The following is a 17,635-nucleotide window of genomic DNA, read 5'->3' on the forward strand; positions in this document are numbered from 1 at the left end:
TATCTTCTATTTCCCTTCTAAGAAATTGTTATATATATATGACAAATAAACAATAAATCTATAAGTATTTAATTTTAATGTGTTTTAAATAACGTAAATTAAATCTAAAATAAAAAACTAATTTCTTTTATATAAAACAGTAAATGAATAAACTCCCTTATAAAAATCATGGTTTTATCCTTTACTCTACCTGACGACAAATAAGATCTTTTTCTACAAGATAGGTAAATGATATAACTATTTTTAATAAAATACGTTAGGTATTACTTATATTTATAACATTAATGTTATCATTACTTAATATATAAAATTAATGTTATATCTCCTTTGTATAAATAGATATTTTCTATTTATACAACATTCACTGTTTTCACTTTGACGTTTACTAGTATAAAAAGGTGTATCTTAAGATACACAAATAGAAATTTATCTTTTATTCTTTACCTTAATCACTTTTTAATAAAAATAATTTTCCGAATTAATTTGAACAAGTTGGTTAAAAAGGTTAAATTATTCATATTTATCTTATCTACTAAAAATTAAGCCGTACATAATAAGATAGAAGAAACTCGTCATAAAATAAGCATGTATCTTAAATAGTAAGATACATGCTTATTTAACAAAGGTCGAGTCAGTTATTAATCTTTCCAGTTCTATAACTTGATATACATTATAGTAAGGGATTTTGCAGCGAATGACTCATTATCTAGCTTGAACAGAGTTCATTTCGCTAAAGCGCGAATCTCAGCATTTATCTTACTGATAACCCTTTAAATCATCAAAATAAGAGCTTATGTTTGAACATTTTCTAAAGACTATGATATGTTTTACATATCCACACTGTATGTACAGTAAGAAATGAGGTATTTAAACATGAATAAAGCTGAATTAATCGATGCAGTTGCTACAAAATCCGACTTAACAAAGCAAGATTCAAAAAAAGCCGTAGATGTGTTGTTTGAAACGATTTCTAATACACTTGCAAAAGAAGAGAAAATTCAACTACTTGGCTTTGGCACATTTGAAGTACGTGAACGTGCTGAGCGCACAGGTCGCAATCCTCAAACAGGTGAGGAAATGGCCATCCCAGCTTCAAAAGTTCCTGCTTTTAAACCAGGAAAAGAATTAAAAGAAGCTATTAAATCACTATAAATTGAAAATTAATTATTGATCACATATTAGAGGCCTTTTTTTTACCTTCAGCGTATTAATTTAGAAAATTAACATACATAATGTGATTAATTCGTACTTACTGTTGTCTCATAATGGAAGGGGCATAATAAGCGAATGACTTTGCTAGAAGTTAAAAACATGCTAAATATTTTAATGGAGTATGAAAATTGTGATATTACTCATACCATTCCTGGGCTTCTTAATTTATTTTATTCTAAAAACTCTCAAACGTTTGAAATAATCATACTCTCTACGGGTGAAGTAGTTGATTGTTGTAATTGGGATGAAGCTTGTGAGATTTTACATAAAATTATTAACTTGTCCCAAAACAAGGTTTAAAATAGAACCCTCTTTTTGAATAAAGTTTGTAAGATACACTAAATAATTTTTTTTAGTAAAGTGGATATTATGAAATTAAAAATAGAAAAAATCCACTCAAAGAAGCCTCTTTTAGATAGGAAGAGGCTTCTTTTGATTTTGCACTATAAAATGTCTAACCATATTGGTTGATAAACCCAAGTTCTTAGCTTCTTGCATAAGAAATATCCATTTTTAGTTTTTGTCTAACACCTGGGGTACATTTCAAATGAGATAGGTTTTTAAATCAATATTTGTATGACAATTTATAATATTATAGAAGCTGTATTTACAAATTTCATTACCGTCAACAACAAAAAGCTATTTCAAAGATGATGAAATAGCTTTTTGTTGTTTTATGAGACAGAATAGGTGACCTTAAATAAGGTTATAAAGGTTATTATACGGTCTTTTGTCATACATTTCATCATGAAAATTCTAACATTTTTAAATTTTCCCTATCAAATACTCTGCTCTACAACTCTGTTATTTGATGACCATTCAGGAAATTGCTAAAAATGCACATTATAGTTTAGAGAGCTAACTTTATAATTAATTTTACCGTGTTAATAGTTAATTTATATAAACTAACCGAAGTAAATCCTTTGCAAACAACAAAGGATTCTTTTTTATTTCATTTCATACTCCTTATTATTCTCCCACCTTCGTTTTCCCATTCGTCCAGACTTATAGTGTCATTTGGATCAGGGGATATCTCGCTATTCTCTGATATGAGTAACCATTTCTTTACCATACTATGACCCCCAGTATATAAGTTAACTCAAACAGTGTTTTCCTAATTTCTATTGTAATCCTTCCATTATACATACACAGACATCCAAAAAAATTTATTCATTACTCATATAAATATGATATATTCGTAGAGGAATTGCTTATTTTTTTACAAATTTCATCTAATACTTAAAAATAAAAGGCTACATCATTTCAGAATGGTGTAGCCTTTTATTTTGTTAACTAGATCAGTTACCTTTAGGGTGAATTTTTAGCCTTCAGGCTTATATATTTTTCTAACGAAAAAATATATATAAAGGCTTCGTAATTCGATTAGTGAAGGGTTATTTAATATAAATATGTATAGATAGTCTATCGTGAGGTTTGCCTAACATACATAGACTAAAAAGGTACACCTTTTTATACTATAGGAAAGCTAATGACAAAATGTCTATTTACTCTACTAAATACACCTTAATATACGCACAAAAAGTAATTAATCTTTTTATACGTTAGGAGGTTACGCAAGGTCAAATTAGCTTCTTATTTTCTCTTATAAATCACAATTAGAACAATCTTGATTGTGCAGAAATAGACGCAAAAGCTTATCAAGAACAAATCGTAAAAAGTCATAAAAAAATAGATAGTGATACATATTAGTCATGTATAATATGTATCACCATTTTACTTCTTGTTCAACAAACGCGCCTTTTAATAAAACAACTGTTTTTTAATGATTTTAGGTAAACCATCTTTATCGTTTGATAAAGGATAAATTTGCCATTACCATCAACTCAAACTTATTTACAGGGAGAGGTTAAGATGAAAATTTATGTTGATGCCGATGCTTGTCCGGTAAAAGATATCATTATCTCTGAAGGTACGAATGCTGAAATTCCTGTTATCCTTGTTACTAGCTTTTCTCATTTTTCTAATGTGGAACAACCATCAGGAGTGGAAACCATTTATGTTGATTCTGGAGCAGATGCTGCGGATTATCGTATTATGAGGTTAGCAGAAAAAGGAGATATAATCGTTACGCAAGATTATGGTCTTGCTTCGCTAGGTTTAGCAAAAGGGTGTGCGGTACTTCACCATAATGGGTCTAGCTATACAAATGAAAACATTGACCAATTATTACAAACACGTTATTTGAGTGCAATGGCTCGAAAAAGTGGAAAGCGTACAAAGGGGCCAAAACCATTTACATCAGAAGATAAAGAGAAATTTAAGGGGCTTTTTAAAAGAGCGATTTCACGTTAAAAAAGAATCATCCATTGTTAAGAAAAACCTAGAAAAATAAATTGTCCAAATATTAAACTAACCTGCTCCGTTAGCTTAAGTACATTTCTTAACAATATTCTCTATTTATGGAGGTAAGAAAGCAAAAGAACCCTTGGGGCGGTAGGCTTCCACCAAGGATTCTTTACCCGAATCATGCAAATTTTTATGCATCGTTGATATGACTGCGTTCTTTGGATAGTTGAAAGAAACAAGAACATATAAAAAGTGCACCTTATATATATATGCTTATACGGAAAAATATAGTATCTCCATCAAAAAAGTGCTATTGTTTATTTGCAGTTATTTCTTTCATATTCACCTACGTGTGAACCCTATTAAAAGCAACCTCGCTTGCCAATACCGAGGTTGCTTTTTATTTTGTTAACGATAATAATGACTTTCACCTCGTATAATAGATTTAAATATTTTGTCCGTAAAAGTATATTTTTCATTTAAATAGACGTTTTTTGAATCATTTTTTCATTGTCTAAAAAGGTGTACCTTCTTATCATTAGATTTTTATGTTTAGCAATAGGGGTAGTTCAATAGTGTGTGGTCTTTACTATGAATGCGATTTGTTACCATAATGCATAAGTGCAAAATATTAGGATAATCTATTGTATAGCATTTATATCCTATCGGAGGTAACAAATTTGAGCAGAAACAACAATAGATTAACTTCCTCAGAAATTACAAGCCTGTGGGTACAATACATTCGGGAAACAATGGCAATTTGTATTAGCAAATACGTATTAGCAACCGTTAAAGACTCCGGAATTCGATCCCTTTTCGAATTTTGTTTAGGATTATCTGAAAAGCATCTTAAAGTGTTAACGAAGATTTTAAATAACGAGAATTTCCCTCTACCAAATGGCTTCACGGATAAAGATGTAAACCTGCAAGCTTCTTCTTTATTTACAGATTCCTTTTGGCTACAGTACATACATGATATGACAATTCATGGATTATCAGGATATGGTATGTCTTTTAGTGGCTCAGTTCGAAAAGATATACGGGATCATTACTATCAATGTAATATTGATGCGATGGACGTTTATAATAAATCAATTGATATTCTCTTATCTAAAGGAATTTATGAAAGAGATCCTTATTATTCTACGCCACAAAACAGTGAATTCATTACGGACTTAGGATATGCAATGGACATATTGGGGAAGAAAAGGCCTTTAAATACGATGGAGGCTTCAAATATATACTTTAATTTGAGAAAGAGTATTGCAGCAAAGGGGATTATTCTTGGTTTTCAGCAAGTAACTAAGGACAAAAAAGCACATAAATTTATGGGTGATGCTTTAAATTTGTACAACAAACATATTGGTATTTTTTCTTCGATATTACATGAAGCCAACCTTCATTCTCCAGGGTTATTAGACACCCAAGTTACAAATTCGAAAGTAGCTCCTTTCTCAGATAAATTAATGTTATTTCATGCCGGGTTTATGTTTAATTTAGCAATGATATATTACTCCAATGCTATGGCTACAAGTATGAGGATAGATGTAATAACACATTGTGAAGCATCTATTCTAAGGGATTTAAAACTTACTATAAGTTGGGGAAACATTATGATTGAAAGAGGATGGATAGAGAAACCTCCTCAAGCAAATGATCGAAAGGAATTGCCTCATAATTAAAGTTTAGAATAAGACAACAGGACGTTAATCGAGCATCTTACTTTACCAATGCACAGGTTGAGATTTATTTAAATAATTTTTCTGGAAAAACTATAGTTTAGGGATTAGAAGAATAGATATTCTTTTAATGGTAAATCTAAGAAAAAATCGGTTTAGGAGATTTCATATGGAAAAATTAAATTCTGCGGAAATAGGTAAACTTTGGGCTATATATATGGGTAATAGCATGGCTACATGTATTCTAAGTTATTTTCTCCAACATGTTGAAGACCAAGATGTAAAGAAGTTATTAGAAAATGCATTAAACTTGAGTAAAGAATTTCAAAGTACTATAAAAGATACTTTCATAAAAGAGAACATTCCCATTCCAAATGGTTTCACAAAAGATGATGTTAATCTTGCTGCTCCAAGATTATTTGAAGATGAGTTCTATGTACATTATTTAAGATACGTAACTAAAGTAGGGCTTAGTCTTTACAGTGTAGGAATACCGTTAATGTATAGAGCGGATATAAGGAAATTTTCTCTTTATTGTATGGAGTCAACTATAGAATTGGGTGAACATATCAAAGATGTTTCAATAATTAAAGGGTGGGTTATTAAATCGCCTATTATTCCGGCACCACAAAAAGTAAATATAGCACATAAAAATTATTTAAAAGGTTTCATTGGAGATGTACGACCTTTACATGCGTTAGAAATTGCTCATTTATACGATAATCTAGAGACAAACGTGGCAAGCAAAGCCTTGGTAATGGCGTTTAGTCAAGTTACAAAAACGAAAAAGATTCGAAATTTATTTATAAAAGGAGAAGAACTTACTTATAAAGCGATTGAAGGTTATATAAAAAAACTTCATGATGATAACTTGCCTTCTCCAGAACTAATTGATCATTTAGTGACAACTTCAACATTTTCTCCTTTTTCCGATAAATTAATGGTTTTTCATAAGATGGATATGTTTTCAATGAGAGTAAGAAATTTTGGAAATTCAGTAGCAGTAAACGGAAGACGCGATTTAGCGCTAATGTATGCAGATTTTTTAAAGGATATAACAGGATTTGTTCATGACGCAGCCGATATCATGATAGAAAATGGGTGGATGGAAACACCGCCCGAAGCTGCTGATAGAGAAGACTTATCTTCAGAGTAAGGGCTACACAGTTGTCAATGGTAGGCGTGACGGGAGGCATTAAGGAATCGACAATGTCTTTATACGAAGACCCTCATAGCACTCCAACAATCGTGTTTGAGTGCCAACCGGCGAGAGAGCCCCTTCACTTTCGTTTACCATACCTATTTTCTCCTAGCAGTATTCTAGACCATGCAGCATTTCTCCTCCGTTTCCGCATTTCCTCATGCAAACGACAGGCTCGTTACCAAGCATGCCGTTTTGGACGGAGATTGCTTTTGCGTCTAGATGAGTAGCGTTTGCTATACTGTAAGAAAGCGACTTCTTGTCGCACCATTATCGGTACTATAGTAAAGCAACCCTAGAGTTATAAATCCAGGGTTATCTTAGTAATGGTTATTCAGGTAGAATAAACTTTATTTACTTTTTCAACAACACTTCTAATTGCACAAACTCATCTCTATTTCTACGTGTAGAGAAAACCTCTCTATTCCTCCTATATCTGGTGGAGTTCTAGGTATTCTTTTAATGTTTGCTGTAACGTTCCTTTTGTTTCTGCCTTTTCTTCAAAGGAGATTCCTGAGTGAATCATGGTCCTAACTAGGTCAGCACGTAAACCTGTAAGAATAGCTTTACATCCCATCATTGAAATTCCAGTTAACACTTTCTGAAAATGATCAATAACATGCATCTCCATGTTAGCAGCTCCAGAAAGGTCTATAATTAATGTTTGAATCTTTAAATCTGATATGGCTGTCAGTACTTTCTCCTCAATCGTTTGGATACGGTATGTGTCTATCATTCCGATTAACGGTAATACAGCTATGGATTGACTAAGTGGTATAACAGGAACCGATAAATGTTCAACTAATTCTCTCTGAGAAGCGATTAATTCATCTTTATATTTTGAATAACTAATTAGAAAAGTGTTAAGAAACTGGTCAATCCGATCATTAATCTGTTTCTCTAAGGCATAAAATTCTTCACGGCTATTAAATAGGTTATTTATTCGATCATATTGATAGAGAAAATGCCATAATGTTCGCCTAATAGACTGTACCCATTCTAGTTTGAAGGCAAGAGTTAAGGAGTGCTCAGCCCAGGCTACCCCTTCTTGTTGAGCGAAAGCAACAAGTTGTTCTTCCTTTTGCTCCACGACATATAGAGATAACTTTTGAGCATTTTTTAAAAGATCAATATTTCCAGTTTCTAAAATGTCATTAATCTTAGAGGCTACGTTAACCGCCTCTGATAAGAGTTTATCTTGGAAATTTTGTCTGTTATCTTTAATAAAATCGGTCATTTTCTCTCTTGAATTATAAATAATCTCCATTTTGAATACGCCCCTTATTTACTGACTATTGTTACCCTTAATTAATAAATATCCCCAAATGAATTATTATTTATTTTTATGCCTTGTACTCCCCATACTAAATATGTTTTTAAATAAGATCCTTTACATCTTTACCCTTAAACATACATTTCGCATACATCTTTTATACCATATCTATCTGTAGTTTCAACTATGTTGCATTTGTCATATATCACCTAATCTCAATACAACATTACATTTTTTGTTTTTTTTACAAATTTATTTCATTTTTAAAATCTTTATTTCAATTATTGAAGGTAATAACTTATAAATATACCCTATGTTAAAATGGATTAAACCTTAATTTGTAAAATTTCTTTAAATAGTGAGAAAGGGGTTTGGTGATACATGACAATAATAAAAATCAAAGAAATGTTAGAAACGTTATTACGATATGAAGATAGTGAAATCACTCATACCTTTTGTAGTGGAAATCATACCTTTTCTCTCAGTTATTCTAAAGAACTAAAGAATTTTCAAGTGAAGAATATTGAAACAGGCCATATTGAATATTTTCCGGATGTGGAGACTACATCTTTAGCTTTGTATAGAATAATAAGTACTGTGGAAAAAGAAGTCACTGAGTAATAATTCATTTCAAAGTTTACATAATAGGTATTCTCAGAAATACTATACGAAAAGGCTCTTTATAGAAAAACACGTAAGCACCTTGATAAAATAGAGGTGCTTTTACATGTTTATTTCTTCTTTATCATCCAGTATTTCTTTCTTTAACGTTTCAAAGTCTCTTTTAGTTACTTTTTCAATCTTATCAAATAATTCATTGCCTTTGAATACTCCTTTCTCTTCTAGTACTTCTTCTAACGCTTTAAATCTTACTCTAGATAAAACAACCTCATTTACGGCATTTACCATCAATTTCTGATCTTTTGTAAGTTCTTTTTCTTTGGCTGGTTCTTGTTGTAGCTTAATTCTAAATACGACTTTTGTGTCATCTGATATCTCTGCAGCTTGATAAAAAGTACTGTGTGAAATATTTTTCATTTTGAGTTTCTCATTTGTATCAACAATAGTAAGCTCAAAATCGGGGCTCTCGAAAAAGAAGTCATATAAGTTATAATCTTTTTTTCCTATAACCGAAAATGCAAAACCAATCTTTTTTAGCTGCTCACCTGTAGGGGAATGTGTAATTGTTTTTTCTTCAAAATTTTCAACATTAAATTCAACATCATTAATAATTAATTGTGTCAACCCAATCACCTCTTTATCCCTATTAATACGACGAGCCTTAAAAGATTCCCTGTTTTCTCAAAAAAAAAGGACACTAATGAATTAGTATCCTTAAAGGATTATTCAGAAAACCTTGTGTTTGAAAGGATAATTAGTAAAGGTTGATTGTAATGTTATATTTAAAGAAAAAAGTATACTGTTTTGTGGTTATATAACAATGGTACTTGTGAAATTGAGTTACAAGATTTATGAGGAAAAGTTAAATTAGTATCAGTTTCTGAGTTTAAAGTGCTTAAAAAAACATCAGTTTTTCTAATCTGATGTTTTTTAAGTATTTATACATTTAGTTTAAAGCGTTATAAAAGATAGATTTTCACGAACGAGTTGTTAACTTCCGTAAATTTTGAAGGGCAACAAAACCTGCTTTAGTTCCATTATCAACTAGAACTAAAGCAGTACATACTCCAAATGTTGCTAGATTTGAATGAGCAATCAATTGGGCAGAACAAAAACGAATATTACTTCTTGCAAGCTCAACGGCTTTTACCTCATATTTGAAATCACTAATTTTATAATTACTATAGGAGTGTCTCATTCTAGGTAGATCTCCTCCGTAATCTAAAAACATGTTAGTTGAACTAGAATAAGATTTCATATGCAAATTTATAAGCTTGTCCAAATCTTGACTACACTTAATTGTTTTTTTATCTAAAAGTCCATAATTACTACCTAGATCAATTAATTCTTTCCTTTTTTTTGCAATGTACTTTCGTAAGTCTTTTATTTGACCTACTGAATTGATTAGCATTGACATAGCTTTTTCTCACCTCATCGAAATTTTTCAGTTTCTAGGAAATTTAGTAGGTCTATAATAAAAAGATAGAGCCAATAAAAAATATTATGAGCAATATAAGATAGAATGAAAATGGTTTCTACAAAACATATCAAAAAATTACAAGAAAACACAAAAAATATAGACATTAATGAGCTATCCCATTCGAAAAAGTATACTTTTTCGAATGGGATAGCTGTTTTTTAAGTCATTTTTCCCCAATCCAAAAAGGTGTACTTTTTGGGGCTATCTATATTGGAAAACCTTAATCATAAATTAGCTATACATAGTTAAGGGGATTCTGGTGCATAAGTGTTGAAATATTGTTATTGAGAATCTACCAGAAGAAGATATTCTTTATTTCGAGGGTCATTGTCCATTAATTGCAATTCTGAGTGTTTCTCATACTACTATTTTTAGTGAAGGAGTTGAGAAAATTGAAAAAAATCATATACTGGATTATTTTTATTTTGTTGATTTTAGCTTATGTGACTGACGTAGAAAATATTGACTTAAAGGATTTATTCTCTTCGTCACAAGAAAGTACCACATCCTATGATAGATAAAGTAATCTATTTTCCGACTGATAAATACTCTAAAACCGCAGCGCATACTGAACATGCCATTAACAAGGGTAAGTCAGCTATTTGTACAATTAATCCTGATGGGGCAGAAGAGAACAGAAGCCAATCTTTAAAGAGGCTTCCTATTAAGTAAGGTTATGATAGAAGAGAATTTTCAATGACATTTTGTGGTGAAGGAGGAACAGGTGTAGAAATTGAGTATGCTAAGCCTGCTGATAATCGGAGCACAGGTTCTTTGATATCTTATCACGTCGATCAATTGCCTAGTGGAACAAAGGTTTTAATTCAGATAAAATAAAAAGAACAGGTATTGTAAGGGAATTAGACGAATTGGGACTTGTGAAAATTCGATATGAATTATGTAAAACTTTTGGGATAGAAGATAATACAACACATTTAGAGCTACTTGTTATGGGAGGGTTTGTACAGGTAAAGGAGAAATTACATGATCAAACATTCTTATTCTCGAAGAAGAATTGAAAAGAAGGGCTCTACCCTTCATTACTAAAACAGATAGGAGTAATTAATTCAGAATTACGCTTCTATCTGTTTTTCCTTTTTTACAACCCACATTAGGAATTCCTTTTCTTGATTAGTTAGCTTTCTATTTAAGGATTGTTCAAACTGTAAAACTAACTCTATAAAGCGCTGCATGTTATCCATTTATGTTATAACTCAACTCCTTGAGTTTATCTTTAAGTATAGGATAAGGTTAAGTTTTTTATTTTGTCAAATTTTGTTGTGTCTTAATACTATAATTTATGAAGAAGCATAAAGAAGCCATTATAAAAATATTTCAACTAGACGATTAGCTCTTTTTTTTGGATGTCATATTGAGGTTAACTATGAGAAGGAATGGAAGAGATATAAGCGTGAATTAACCTTTGTAGATCAAGTAATCTGGACCATCAAAGATTTATTTTGGAAATGAAACACGTTGATTTAAAGTAAATAGAAATTAATGGAAGATCATCATAAAACATACATAGATAGACAGAGCTGAATTAGACAAAAAGAGAATAAACCATCTTTGTTATTCGTTTGCTCTGGGAGAAAGTATTGATCATGGATAGGGGGGCTGAGGTAAAAGTATTAAAATGTTGAAAAAGCACCCCTGAATGGGTGCTGTGAATTAAAGTAGTTCATCATTCTGGTTTTTTAGAAACTTGCTTTCTAACTCTAATTGCTTCATTCGTCGTTGTAATCCTAAATTTTCCAAGTCTTGTTCTAACTCGGAAGATAAATCAATTTGTTCTTTAGCATTCTCCATTTGTTTTCTAGTAGTTGCCAACCTCTTTTGTTCTTTTGAATTCATATTAACAGCCCCTTTCTTGTGACTTGCTAGATTCGACATAGCAGATGAAATATCCTGTAAAAAGCCATTTACCTAGAAATGCAACAGTAGTAAAATACAAAAAAACATCCGTTTAGATAGGATGTTTTTATTCTACTCTTATTTCGTTTTCATCTTTATAGCCTGCTCCTGGCGAGCTTCAATTTTTTCTTCAATCTTTTCCATGACCTTTTTATCTTCTAGTATTTTATGTCTATTTTCATTGACTAGGTTTTGAAAAGAGGGTTTTAACTTTCTCATAATGGCACTTCTTTCTCACTGTTTAGTTTAGTCCGTAGACAAGTATGATTATAACGGTTAAATGGAATAAAGCAATTATTTGCTATCGACATCCCTATGTGTTACACTACATTTAACTTGTTTTTGTTCGGTATAAGATTGAGAGAAGAAAAAACCTTAAACAGAAGTTTTTATCTTGAAATAGTATGATTGGGCAAGAAAGGTAATACATTTGTGGAGTATTCCACAGCAGGAGGCAACATTATGACACAAGGTACAGTAAAATGGTTTAATGCAGACAAAGGTTTCGGTTTCATTGAAATCGAAGGCGGAGACGATGTATTCGTTCATTTCAGTGCTATTCAAGGTGAAGGTTTCAAATCATTAGAAGAAGGTCAAAAAGTTACTTTTGATATCGAGCAAGGTCAACGTGGAGCACAAGCTGCTAACGTTCACAAAGCATAATTAAAAGTGATAACAAAAAAGACTCCTTATGAAGGAGTCTTTTTTTATGGTCTTATAATTAGAAAACCATGATTTATCTACTATTAGTTCAATAGAAAACCCAGGCTTTAAAAAAAAGCCTGGGTTTTAGACAAGACGATCGATACAAGGTATAACTAGTTATAACATACATTAGAAATAGAAAGCAAATGCAAATAAATTAACTATATTTTCAATTAAATAATATAGTAGTAATTTTTAATCTATGCGATAGCATTGGTACAAATTATCTTCGATGGGGATTAAGGGGGATTTTATTAATAAGCCGTTCTCCAGCTTCCATGTGATTTCCACACAAAGGGCATTTTTGGTGGTTGTCGTAAGAGAAATCTTTTCTCATCCAGCCCTTACAATCTTCTACTGTACATTCCCAAACCTCTGTTTGTTCTTGAGCTAAAGGTTCTTGATTTCTTTTGCCGTAATAATACATACTAACATCACTACTCCTCATATTACATTATAACTTATAAAAGAGTAATAATCATTTATATCAATTAGTGTTTCTTACCATTTTATTTTCATGGGATAATGCACGGAATTTTTTATATGAGAATTTCTAAACACTTGGTAATAATGTTCATATCTTCTTCTTTTGCTTTTTAATTGTACCACTTACTGTAGTAGTACATCCCTAAACTAAGCCTCCAACGTCATGAGGGTTAGTTTAATGGTGGAATCATTTCGCTTATCACCAGTAATCAAATGGTTATTTATAGGGACTTTCCAGAAGTTTCATGACTTGTTGGAGACTTTTATTTTGAGTTATTGTAAACAACAAAACTTCATTTTACCTCAAATTAAAATATATTGTCAATGAAAAATTTGTAATGTTTTCAAAAAATGTTATAATAGTTTTACAATTGTTTTTTCGATCGTATTCCGAATTCCGCTGTGTTTTTTTCAGATAGAATTATGGATGCATTTTTTCAATACCCTTTTTTAAACTGAAAAAAAACTCAAACAGTTGTGTGAGCTTTAAAGGTAAGTTAGTTGAATAAAATTATTAATTTACTATCTAATAGTAACCGAGTTTTTATTCTACAAGGAGGCCTAGAATAATGAATCTAATCAATAAGAAAGTTACACACAAGCTTTTTGGGATAGGCAGTATAGTTAAATGTAATGATTCCAGTATTGAAATACATTTCGCATCGGAAAATAAAAAATTTGTTTTCCCCGATGTATTTGGAAAGCATCTAAAACTGCATGATAAAAGTGTTGCTCATTCACTCGAAAAAATTATAGAAAAAAAGGAAATGGAACACAACGAGGAAGAACGGAAGAAGGAAGAGGAAAAAAAACTACAACGAAAAAACCAAGAACTTCGCTGGGGACTTGAAAAACTTATGAAAAATCATAAACTTCATTCTGAATCACAAATGGTTTTTTGGTGTGACACAGAAGAACAGAATAGTTCTTTTTTAGAGTGGAAGGTTTTTTCAGGTGTAATAAAAAGCGGTAATAACAAGGGGAAGCCCACCAAACCCATTCGTTTGCACCAAAATAGTGCTGTCTTGTTAACAGCAATAGATTCCAGTATGCCTGAAAAAGACAGACGTATCTTAGGCGTCTATATGGTGAATGAAGATTTTATCGGTAAGCTTTGTGAAGATGGATATATTCCTGCTCATTCAAAATACAGACTCCAGCTTACAGAACAGGAATCGGATCAGATGCCTTTCTGGAAATATTATGTAAATGAAAGAACATCCCAAAAAATGACATGGAATACAGGTAAATACCGTTATTTTGATAATTTATGGATGGCTCAAATTTTACTTGATATAGCTGAGTTGAAAAGTGACCCAAAGGAAAGAGAGCTGGCACAACAATTTTTTGAACATTTTTGTAAAATGAATCTGATAACAGCTGAGGAGTTACCAAAGCCTAATGGCGCATTGATGCGTATGTAAACGTTAGCCCAAAGGTAATAGGAATGACTAAGGACTGACCCATTTTTCTCACCCATCATTAATAGCGAACGTTCCTTGGCTCTGTTCGCTATTAAAAAGGCAAGAACAGAACATAGGAGAGGTAGAAAAGTGACAGTAGGTGATTAAAATCTATATAAAATAATCCTTTACTATTTTATAACTATATACTTTTTGAGCTCATATACCAGAATGAGGAAAATCTGTACAGATTGATGTAAGCTTTTCTCAGCTCTATTATAAGAATAATACGATAACCTTATTATTTTTAATAGGAGAGAAGATGAAGGATATAACGTGAAAATATTTAGTAATGGAAAAACAGTAACTATAAGAGTATCGAATGAATTAGTAACAATCTTAAAAAGTCATTATGTAAAAAACATGAAAAGATACTCTTATACGGTTACTAAATATCCAAGTATTTTTTTCTTTGAAGAAGAATTGATGAAACAAGAATAATAAGTAGATAATGAGGAGATACACCTATGCTTAAATTTAAAGTTATTTTCGAATTTATAAATGGCAGGACAAAGGAATTAAAATTCGAAGCCGCATCAAAGAAAGAAGTCATTAGTCATATAACAAAATATGAAAGATTCATTTCGAATGAAAAAGAGTTAGTGCACATCAATTTAAATAACGTGGTACAGTTTATGATTACAGAAGAAAAATAATAATAAAAACTAGGCATCTATTAATTGAGGTGCTTTTTATTTTAATAAATAGACTGATTTAAGAAATAAGCAGCACTATAAGATTTAGAGCCTCTTGATTCCATGAGGTGTCATCAGTGGCAAGCACTTACGAAGCTATTGTGATTGTATAAAATATTCATTCTGAGTTCATATAATGTGATTTTTCAACACACATGCAAAAATAGATTAAGATTCGATAGGGAAGATTAACTGCCAAAATGCATAAAAAGCTTGCGTTTTACGAATGTATTTATGAGGTAGAGAATAGTTTTTTTAGGAAAAATATACTACACTTTATAATTCCATATTAAGTTTCTCTTGTAAGCTACCTTTCCTGACAATTCGAGGTGGCTTTTAAGTTTATTTTTTAAAATAAAGGGCTTTATTAATCCTACATATAAAATCGAACAATTACTTAATGTTTAAGTAAAAAAAGTTACTTATAAACTATAAAAACTAAAAAATTTGGAGAAAAATACATGAGCACTAACACTCTACCTTCATTTTTAGAAAAATACTTTGAAGGATTAACTTTAAGTCCAGCTCTGTTTTATTCGTGGAAATATAGCATTCGCTTTGAAATATCAGATCCATTAATTTCATCTCACGAAAAAGATTGTTTGAATCAAGCTTTTCATCGATCAATCACATTATTTCACAGAGTATTTGAAGAGGGAGATGAGATTCTTTTTATTACGGATGTGCATACTACGAACAAAGATCGTTTCCTTCAAAAAAGACCTTTAAACGTTTATTTAAAATACATAAAAGATAAACAGCGGCTATATCAATTAAACCATCACTGTTTGCCGAGTGTATTTCAGGATGAAGACGAAGACGATGATCAATCTTTGACTCATCGCTATGTACTTTCTTGTAAGAAAACAGAATTAAGATATGCGCAACTTTTAAAGGCTATTAATTATGAAGATTTTGCTCATCCATCTACTATTCTGAAGAGTAATTCCCAAAGTAGTTATGATATTTACTTTATTAATCTCTCTAAAAAAAAGATTTTTCATTTGTATGATGATCGCGGATGTGATGTCTTAGCCTCAAGTAAAGAATCTATACGCTTTCTTTATGAAGAATATAATAATTGGATTTTGGATTATGATCGAGAAGAAATTGACCTTTTATTTAAGTGAAAAGTAGGATTCATCCACTAATTAGCACATTTTTTATATCCATAATCACCTGTCTCACAGTAACTAAAAATAAAAAAGGTATCTACAATCTTCTAGGTTAATTTTGTTATATAATCAGATTAGCATTAGGCTTATAGCTAAATGGAAATCCAAATAAGATTAAGGTGATAATACAATGATGGAAGAACTAAAAAATAATAAACCGACAGCAGCTTGGCAACAAAGAATGGAAGATGATGAGATTTTCACTGTAGAGAATATTAAAGCCACTGATGAAATTCTTGATACTTATATTAATAGACTTGAAGGTTCTGTAGATAAAATGTCAGAACAAGATATCTTAGAATATGTACAAGAGATAGTTATAGGATTAAATGAGTTAAATGAACAATTTGATTATTTCATTGAAACGTTAGAAAGAGAAGAACTTTGCGAGTTTATCATCAAAGCTGCAAATGCAGCTGGCTTAGAGACTGAAGAGGATATCACAGAAGAGTGGAGAGAGTGGTAACATACAGATGCTTATATATAAGAGAATGAAATATGGATTCTAAGCAGTTATTTCTAGTTACCATAATCATGACTCTAGGAAGTAATGTAAAAGAAGAACATTCTATGAAATGTTCTTCTTTTATAAATGATCACAGTGAGGTATAGCTGCATACAATTGTAGGTGTCTTTTTGACACTTAAATTTAATCATTCTAATGGCCATGAAATAATGAAAGAGAATATTGATAAACATAAATAATTACGAATCCTAGCGAAATTAATAGCCATACATGCAATTTCCTGAAGTGCTTGATGGTATTTCCAATTATTTCATGAAAGATAACAAAAGACAGTGTACCGATTGCTGCGCCAGTCGACAAAGCTTGTAGTTTAAGTGAGGAAACTTGTACACTTTCACCAATGAATAAACTGCCTCCTAAAGACAGCGACAGAATGGCTATAATTAGTAAAAAGAAGGTGTTAGGTATTTTTGCTATAGAGAGGACTGTCATAATTGCCATCCCCTCTGGGACCTGATGTAAAAGGGTAGCTGCGAATACAGAAGCTGATTGGTGCATATCTGTTATTCCAAAGGTAACACCTGTGATGACATTATGAAAAAAGATAGCAACCGTTAATAAGATAAGTGCCTGTAAGGGTGAAATTTCGCTGTTTTGTTTATGCAAAAAGAGGTCAATGCATAGCATGATGATATATCCGACTACAATCCCTAATAAAACGCCTCTTAAATCATATAGATGCCAAGTAGACGGAAGGATATCGAAAAACAATAAGCCCAATAAGATTCCACCGCATATAGCATACATAAATTGGATTCTTCCCCTTGCCAGATGGTTTACTAATTTGAGAAGTCCTCCACCTGCTAATAAACCCAGTAAAGAACCTAAAGTAAATAAGATATTCATTTCTATATGCATAATTGCTACTTCCTTTCGGCTATATGGTTTTGTACAACTA

The 17,635-nt window shown here is 31.3% G+C and carries 19 protein-coding genes; 12 read left to right on the forward strand and 7 right to left on the reverse strand.

Going from position 1 to position 17,635, the window contains the following annotated elements; genetic code table 11:
* The first annotated feature begins 873 nt into the window (after positions 1–873).
* From BG04_RS20305 to BG04_RS20325, 5 genes are all read left to right on the forward strand, one after another.
* Positions 874–1,152, forward strand: coding sequence for an HU family DNA-binding protein (locus BG04_RS20305; RefSeq protein WP_034652954.1), 279 nt, complete (start codon positions 874–876; stop codon positions 1,150–1,152).
* 135 nt (positions 1,153–1,287) lie between these two features.
* Positions 1,288–1,512 carry a hypothetical protein gene (locus BG04_RS20310; protein ID WP_034652952.1) on the forward strand — a complete coding sequence of 75 codons (225 nt, stop codon included), beginning with the start codon at positions 1,288–1,290 and terminating at the stop codon, positions 1,510–1,512.
* Between the two features lie 1,572 nt (positions 1,513–3,084).
* Complete coding sequence (locus tag BG04_RS20315) at positions 3,085–3,525, forward strand: YaiI/YqxD family protein (protein WP_034652950.1); 441 nt, start codon at positions 3,085–3,087, stop codon at positions 3,523–3,525.
* 674 nt (positions 3,526–4,199) lie between these two features.
* On the forward strand, positions 4,200–5,201 hold the full coding sequence (locus BG04_RS20320) for a DUF3231 family protein (RefSeq protein WP_034652948.1): 1,002 nt from the start codon (positions 4,200–4,202) through the stop codon (positions 5,199–5,201).
* Between the two features lie 166 nt (positions 5,202–5,367).
* On the forward strand, positions 5,368–6,354 hold the full coding sequence (locus BG04_RS20325; protein ID WP_230586573.1) for a DUF3231 family protein: 987 nt from the start codon (positions 5,368–5,370) through the stop codon (positions 6,352–6,354).
* Between the two features lie 475 nt (positions 6,355–6,829).
* Here the strand turns inward: BG04_RS20325 and BG04_RS20330 are convergent, their stop codons facing one another.
* A complete protein-coding gene (locus tag BG04_RS20330; RefSeq protein WP_034652945.1) occupies positions 6,830–7,666 on the reverse strand; it encodes an STAS domain-containing protein in 837 nt (278 codons plus the stop codon).
* 387 nt (positions 7,667–8,053) lie between these two features.
* Here BG04_RS20330 and BG04_RS20335 point away from each other — a divergent pair, with 387 nt between their 5' ends.
* On the forward strand, positions 8,054–8,293 hold the full coding sequence (locus BG04_RS20335) for a hypothetical protein (RefSeq protein ID WP_034650000.1): 240 nt from the start codon (positions 8,054–8,056) through the stop codon (positions 8,291–8,293).
* A 102-nt stretch (positions 8,294–8,395) separates the two neighbouring features.
* Here the strand turns inward: BG04_RS20335 and BG04_RS20340 are convergent, their stop codons facing one another.
* Entirely contained in the window at positions 8,396–8,917 is a 522-nt protein-coding gene (locus BG04_RS20340) for a hypothetical protein (protein WP_034652944.1), read from the reverse strand.
* Positions 8,918–9,269: 352 nt separating this feature from the next.
* Complete coding sequence (locus tag BG04_RS20345) at positions 9,270–9,710, reverse strand: aspartyl-phosphate phosphatase Spo0E family protein (protein ID WP_034652943.1); 441 nt, start codon at positions 9,708–9,710, stop codon at positions 9,270–9,272.
* A 759-nt stretch (positions 9,711–10,469) separates the two neighbouring features.
* Between BG04_RS20345 and BG04_RS30615 the strand changes: the two genes are divergently transcribed.
* On the forward strand, positions 10,470–10,610 hold the full coding sequence (locus BG04_RS30615) for a hypothetical protein (RefSeq protein WP_155276308.1): 141 nt from the start codon (positions 10,470–10,472) through the stop codon (positions 10,608–10,610).
* Positions 10,611–11,444: 834 nt separating this feature from the next.
* Here BG04_RS30615 and BG04_RS20355 read toward each other — a convergent pair.
* Together BG04_RS20355 and BG04_RS29920 are read right to left on the reverse strand one after the other, a co-directional pair.
* Entirely contained in the window at positions 11,445–11,627 is a 183-nt protein-coding gene (locus BG04_RS20355) for a hypothetical protein (protein WP_034652942.1), read from the reverse strand.
* Positions 11,628–11,765: 138 nt separating this feature from the next.
* Positions 11,766–11,906, reverse strand: a complete 141-nt coding sequence (locus BG04_RS29920) for an FbpB family small basic protein (protein ID WP_080743162.1) — start codon at positions 11,904–11,906, stop codon at positions 11,766–11,768.
* A gap of 243 nt (positions 11,907–12,149) precedes the next feature.
* On the opposite strand from BG04_RS29920, the gene BG04_RS20360 reads away from it, so the two are divergent.
* The gene (locus tag BG04_RS20360; protein ID WP_013056497.1) at positions 12,150–12,350 is read left to right on the forward strand and encodes a cold-shock protein; all 201 of its coding nucleotides are present in this window, start codon (positions 12,150–12,152) and stop codon (positions 12,348–12,350) included.
* Between the two features lie 265 nt (positions 12,351–12,615).
* Here BG04_RS20360 and BG04_RS20365 read toward each other — a convergent pair whose 3' ends face one another.
* The gene (locus tag BG04_RS20365) at positions 12,616–12,819 is read right to left on the reverse strand and encodes a cold-shock protein (RefSeq protein ID WP_016763693.1); all 204 of its coding nucleotides are present in this window, start codon (positions 12,817–12,819) and stop codon (positions 12,616–12,618) included.
* A 628-nt stretch (positions 12,820–13,447) separates the two neighbouring features.
* Here BG04_RS20365 and BG04_RS20370 point away from each other — a divergent pair.
* From BG04_RS20370 to BG04_RS20385, 4 genes are all read left to right on the forward strand, one after another.
* Positions 13,448–14,302 carry a hypothetical protein gene (locus BG04_RS20370; protein ID WP_025749081.1) on the forward strand — a complete coding sequence of 285 codons (855 nt, stop codon included), beginning with the start codon at positions 13,448–13,450 and terminating at the stop codon, positions 14,300–14,302.
* Between the two features lie 506 nt (positions 14,303–14,808).
* Positions 14,809–14,997, forward strand: coding sequence for a hypothetical protein (locus BG04_RS20375; protein WP_013082641.1), 189 nt, complete (start codon positions 14,809–14,811; stop codon positions 14,995–14,997).
* Between the two features lie 500 nt (positions 14,998–15,497).
* Complete coding sequence (locus BG04_RS20380) at positions 15,498–16,166, forward strand: DUF3885 domain-containing protein (RefSeq protein ID WP_034652938.1); 669 nt, start codon at positions 15,498–15,500, stop codon at positions 16,164–16,166.
* A 175-nt stretch (positions 16,167–16,341) separates the two neighbouring features.
* Positions 16,342–16,677: a hypothetical protein gene (locus tag BG04_RS20385; RefSeq protein ID WP_013082643.1), complete on the forward strand. Its 336-nt coding sequence runs from the start codon at positions 16,342–16,344 to the stop codon at positions 16,675–16,677.
* Positions 16,678–16,869: 192 nt separating this feature from the next.
* Here the strand turns inward: BG04_RS20385 and BG04_RS20390 are convergent, their stop codons facing one another.
* The gene (locus BG04_RS20390) at positions 16,870–17,595 is read right to left on the reverse strand and encodes a ZIP family metal transporter (RefSeq protein WP_016763697.1); all 726 of its coding nucleotides are present in this window, start codon (positions 17,593–17,595) and stop codon (positions 16,870–16,872) included.
* Positions 17,596–17,635 lie beyond the last annotated feature (40 nt).

This window comes from Priestia megaterium NBRC 15308 = ATCC 14581 (assembly GCF_000832985.1).
GTDB classification, from domain to species: domain Bacteria; phylum Bacillota; class Bacilli; order Bacillales; family Bacillaceae_H; genus Priestia; species Priestia megaterium.

Excerpts from the sequence above, each read along its gene's own strand:
- BG04_RS30615 (WP_155276308.1), top strand. The coding sequence starts at position 10,470 with ATGACATTTTGTGGTGAAGGAGGAACAGGTGTAGAAATTGAGTATGCT.
- BG04_RS20305 (WP_034652954.1), top strand. The coding sequence starts at position 874 with ATGAATAAAGCTGAATTAATCGATGCAGTTGCTACAAAATCCGACTTA.
- BG04_RS20365 (WP_016763693.1), bottom strand. The coding sequence starts at position 12,819 with ATGTATTATTACGGCAAAAGAAATCAAGAACCTTTAGCTCAAGAACAA.
- BG04_RS20325 (WP_230586573.1), top strand. The coding sequence starts at position 5,368 with ATGGAAAAATTAAATTCTGCGGAAATAGGTAAACTTTGGGCTATATAT.
- BG04_RS29920 (WP_080743162.1), bottom strand. The coding sequence starts at position 11,906 with ATGAGAAAGTTAAAACCCTCTTTTCAAAACCTAGTCAATGAAAATAGA.
- BG04_RS20310 (WP_034652952.1), top strand. The coding sequence starts at position 1,288 with ATGACTTTGCTAGAAGTTAAAAACATGCTAAATATTTTAATGGAGTAT.
- BG04_RS20370 (WP_025749081.1), top strand. The coding sequence starts at position 13,448 with ATGAATCTAATCAATAAGAAAGTTACACACAAGCTTTTTGGGATAGGC.
- BG04_RS20335 (WP_034650000.1), top strand. The coding sequence starts at position 8,054 with ATGACAATAATAAAAATCAAAGAAATGTTAGAAACGTTATTACGATAT.
- BG04_RS20385 (WP_013082643.1), top strand. The coding sequence starts at position 16,342 with ATGATGGAAGAACTAAAAAATAATAAACCGACAGCAGCTTGGCAACAA.
- BG04_RS20360 (WP_013056497.1), top strand. The coding sequence starts at position 12,150 with ATGACACAAGGTACAGTAAAATGGTTTAATGCAGACAAAGGTTTCGGT.
- BG04_RS20390 (WP_016763697.1), bottom strand. The coding sequence starts at position 17,595 with ATGCATATAGAAATGAATATCTTATTTACTTTAGGTTCTTTACTGGGT.
- BG04_RS20330 (WP_034652945.1), bottom strand. The coding sequence starts at position 7,666 with ATGGAGATTATTTATAATTCAAGAGAGAAAATGACCGATTTTATTAAA.
- BG04_RS20345 (WP_034652943.1), bottom strand. The coding sequence starts at position 9,710 with ATGTCAATGCTAATCAATTCAGTAGGTCAAATAAAAGACTTACGAAAG.
- BG04_RS20375 (WP_013082641.1), top strand. The coding sequence starts at position 14,809 with ATGCTTAAATTTAAAGTTATTTTCGAATTTATAAATGGCAGGACAAAG.
- BG04_RS20315 (WP_034652950.1), top strand. The coding sequence starts at position 3,085 with ATGAAAATTTATGTTGATGCCGATGCTTGTCCGGTAAAAGATATCATT.
- BG04_RS20355 (WP_034652942.1), bottom strand. The coding sequence starts at position 11,627 with ATGAATTCAAAAGAACAAAAGAGGTTGGCAACTACTAGAAAACAAATG.
- BG04_RS20380 (WP_034652938.1), top strand. The coding sequence starts at position 15,498 with ATGAGCACTAACACTCTACCTTCATTTTTAGAAAAATACTTTGAAGGA.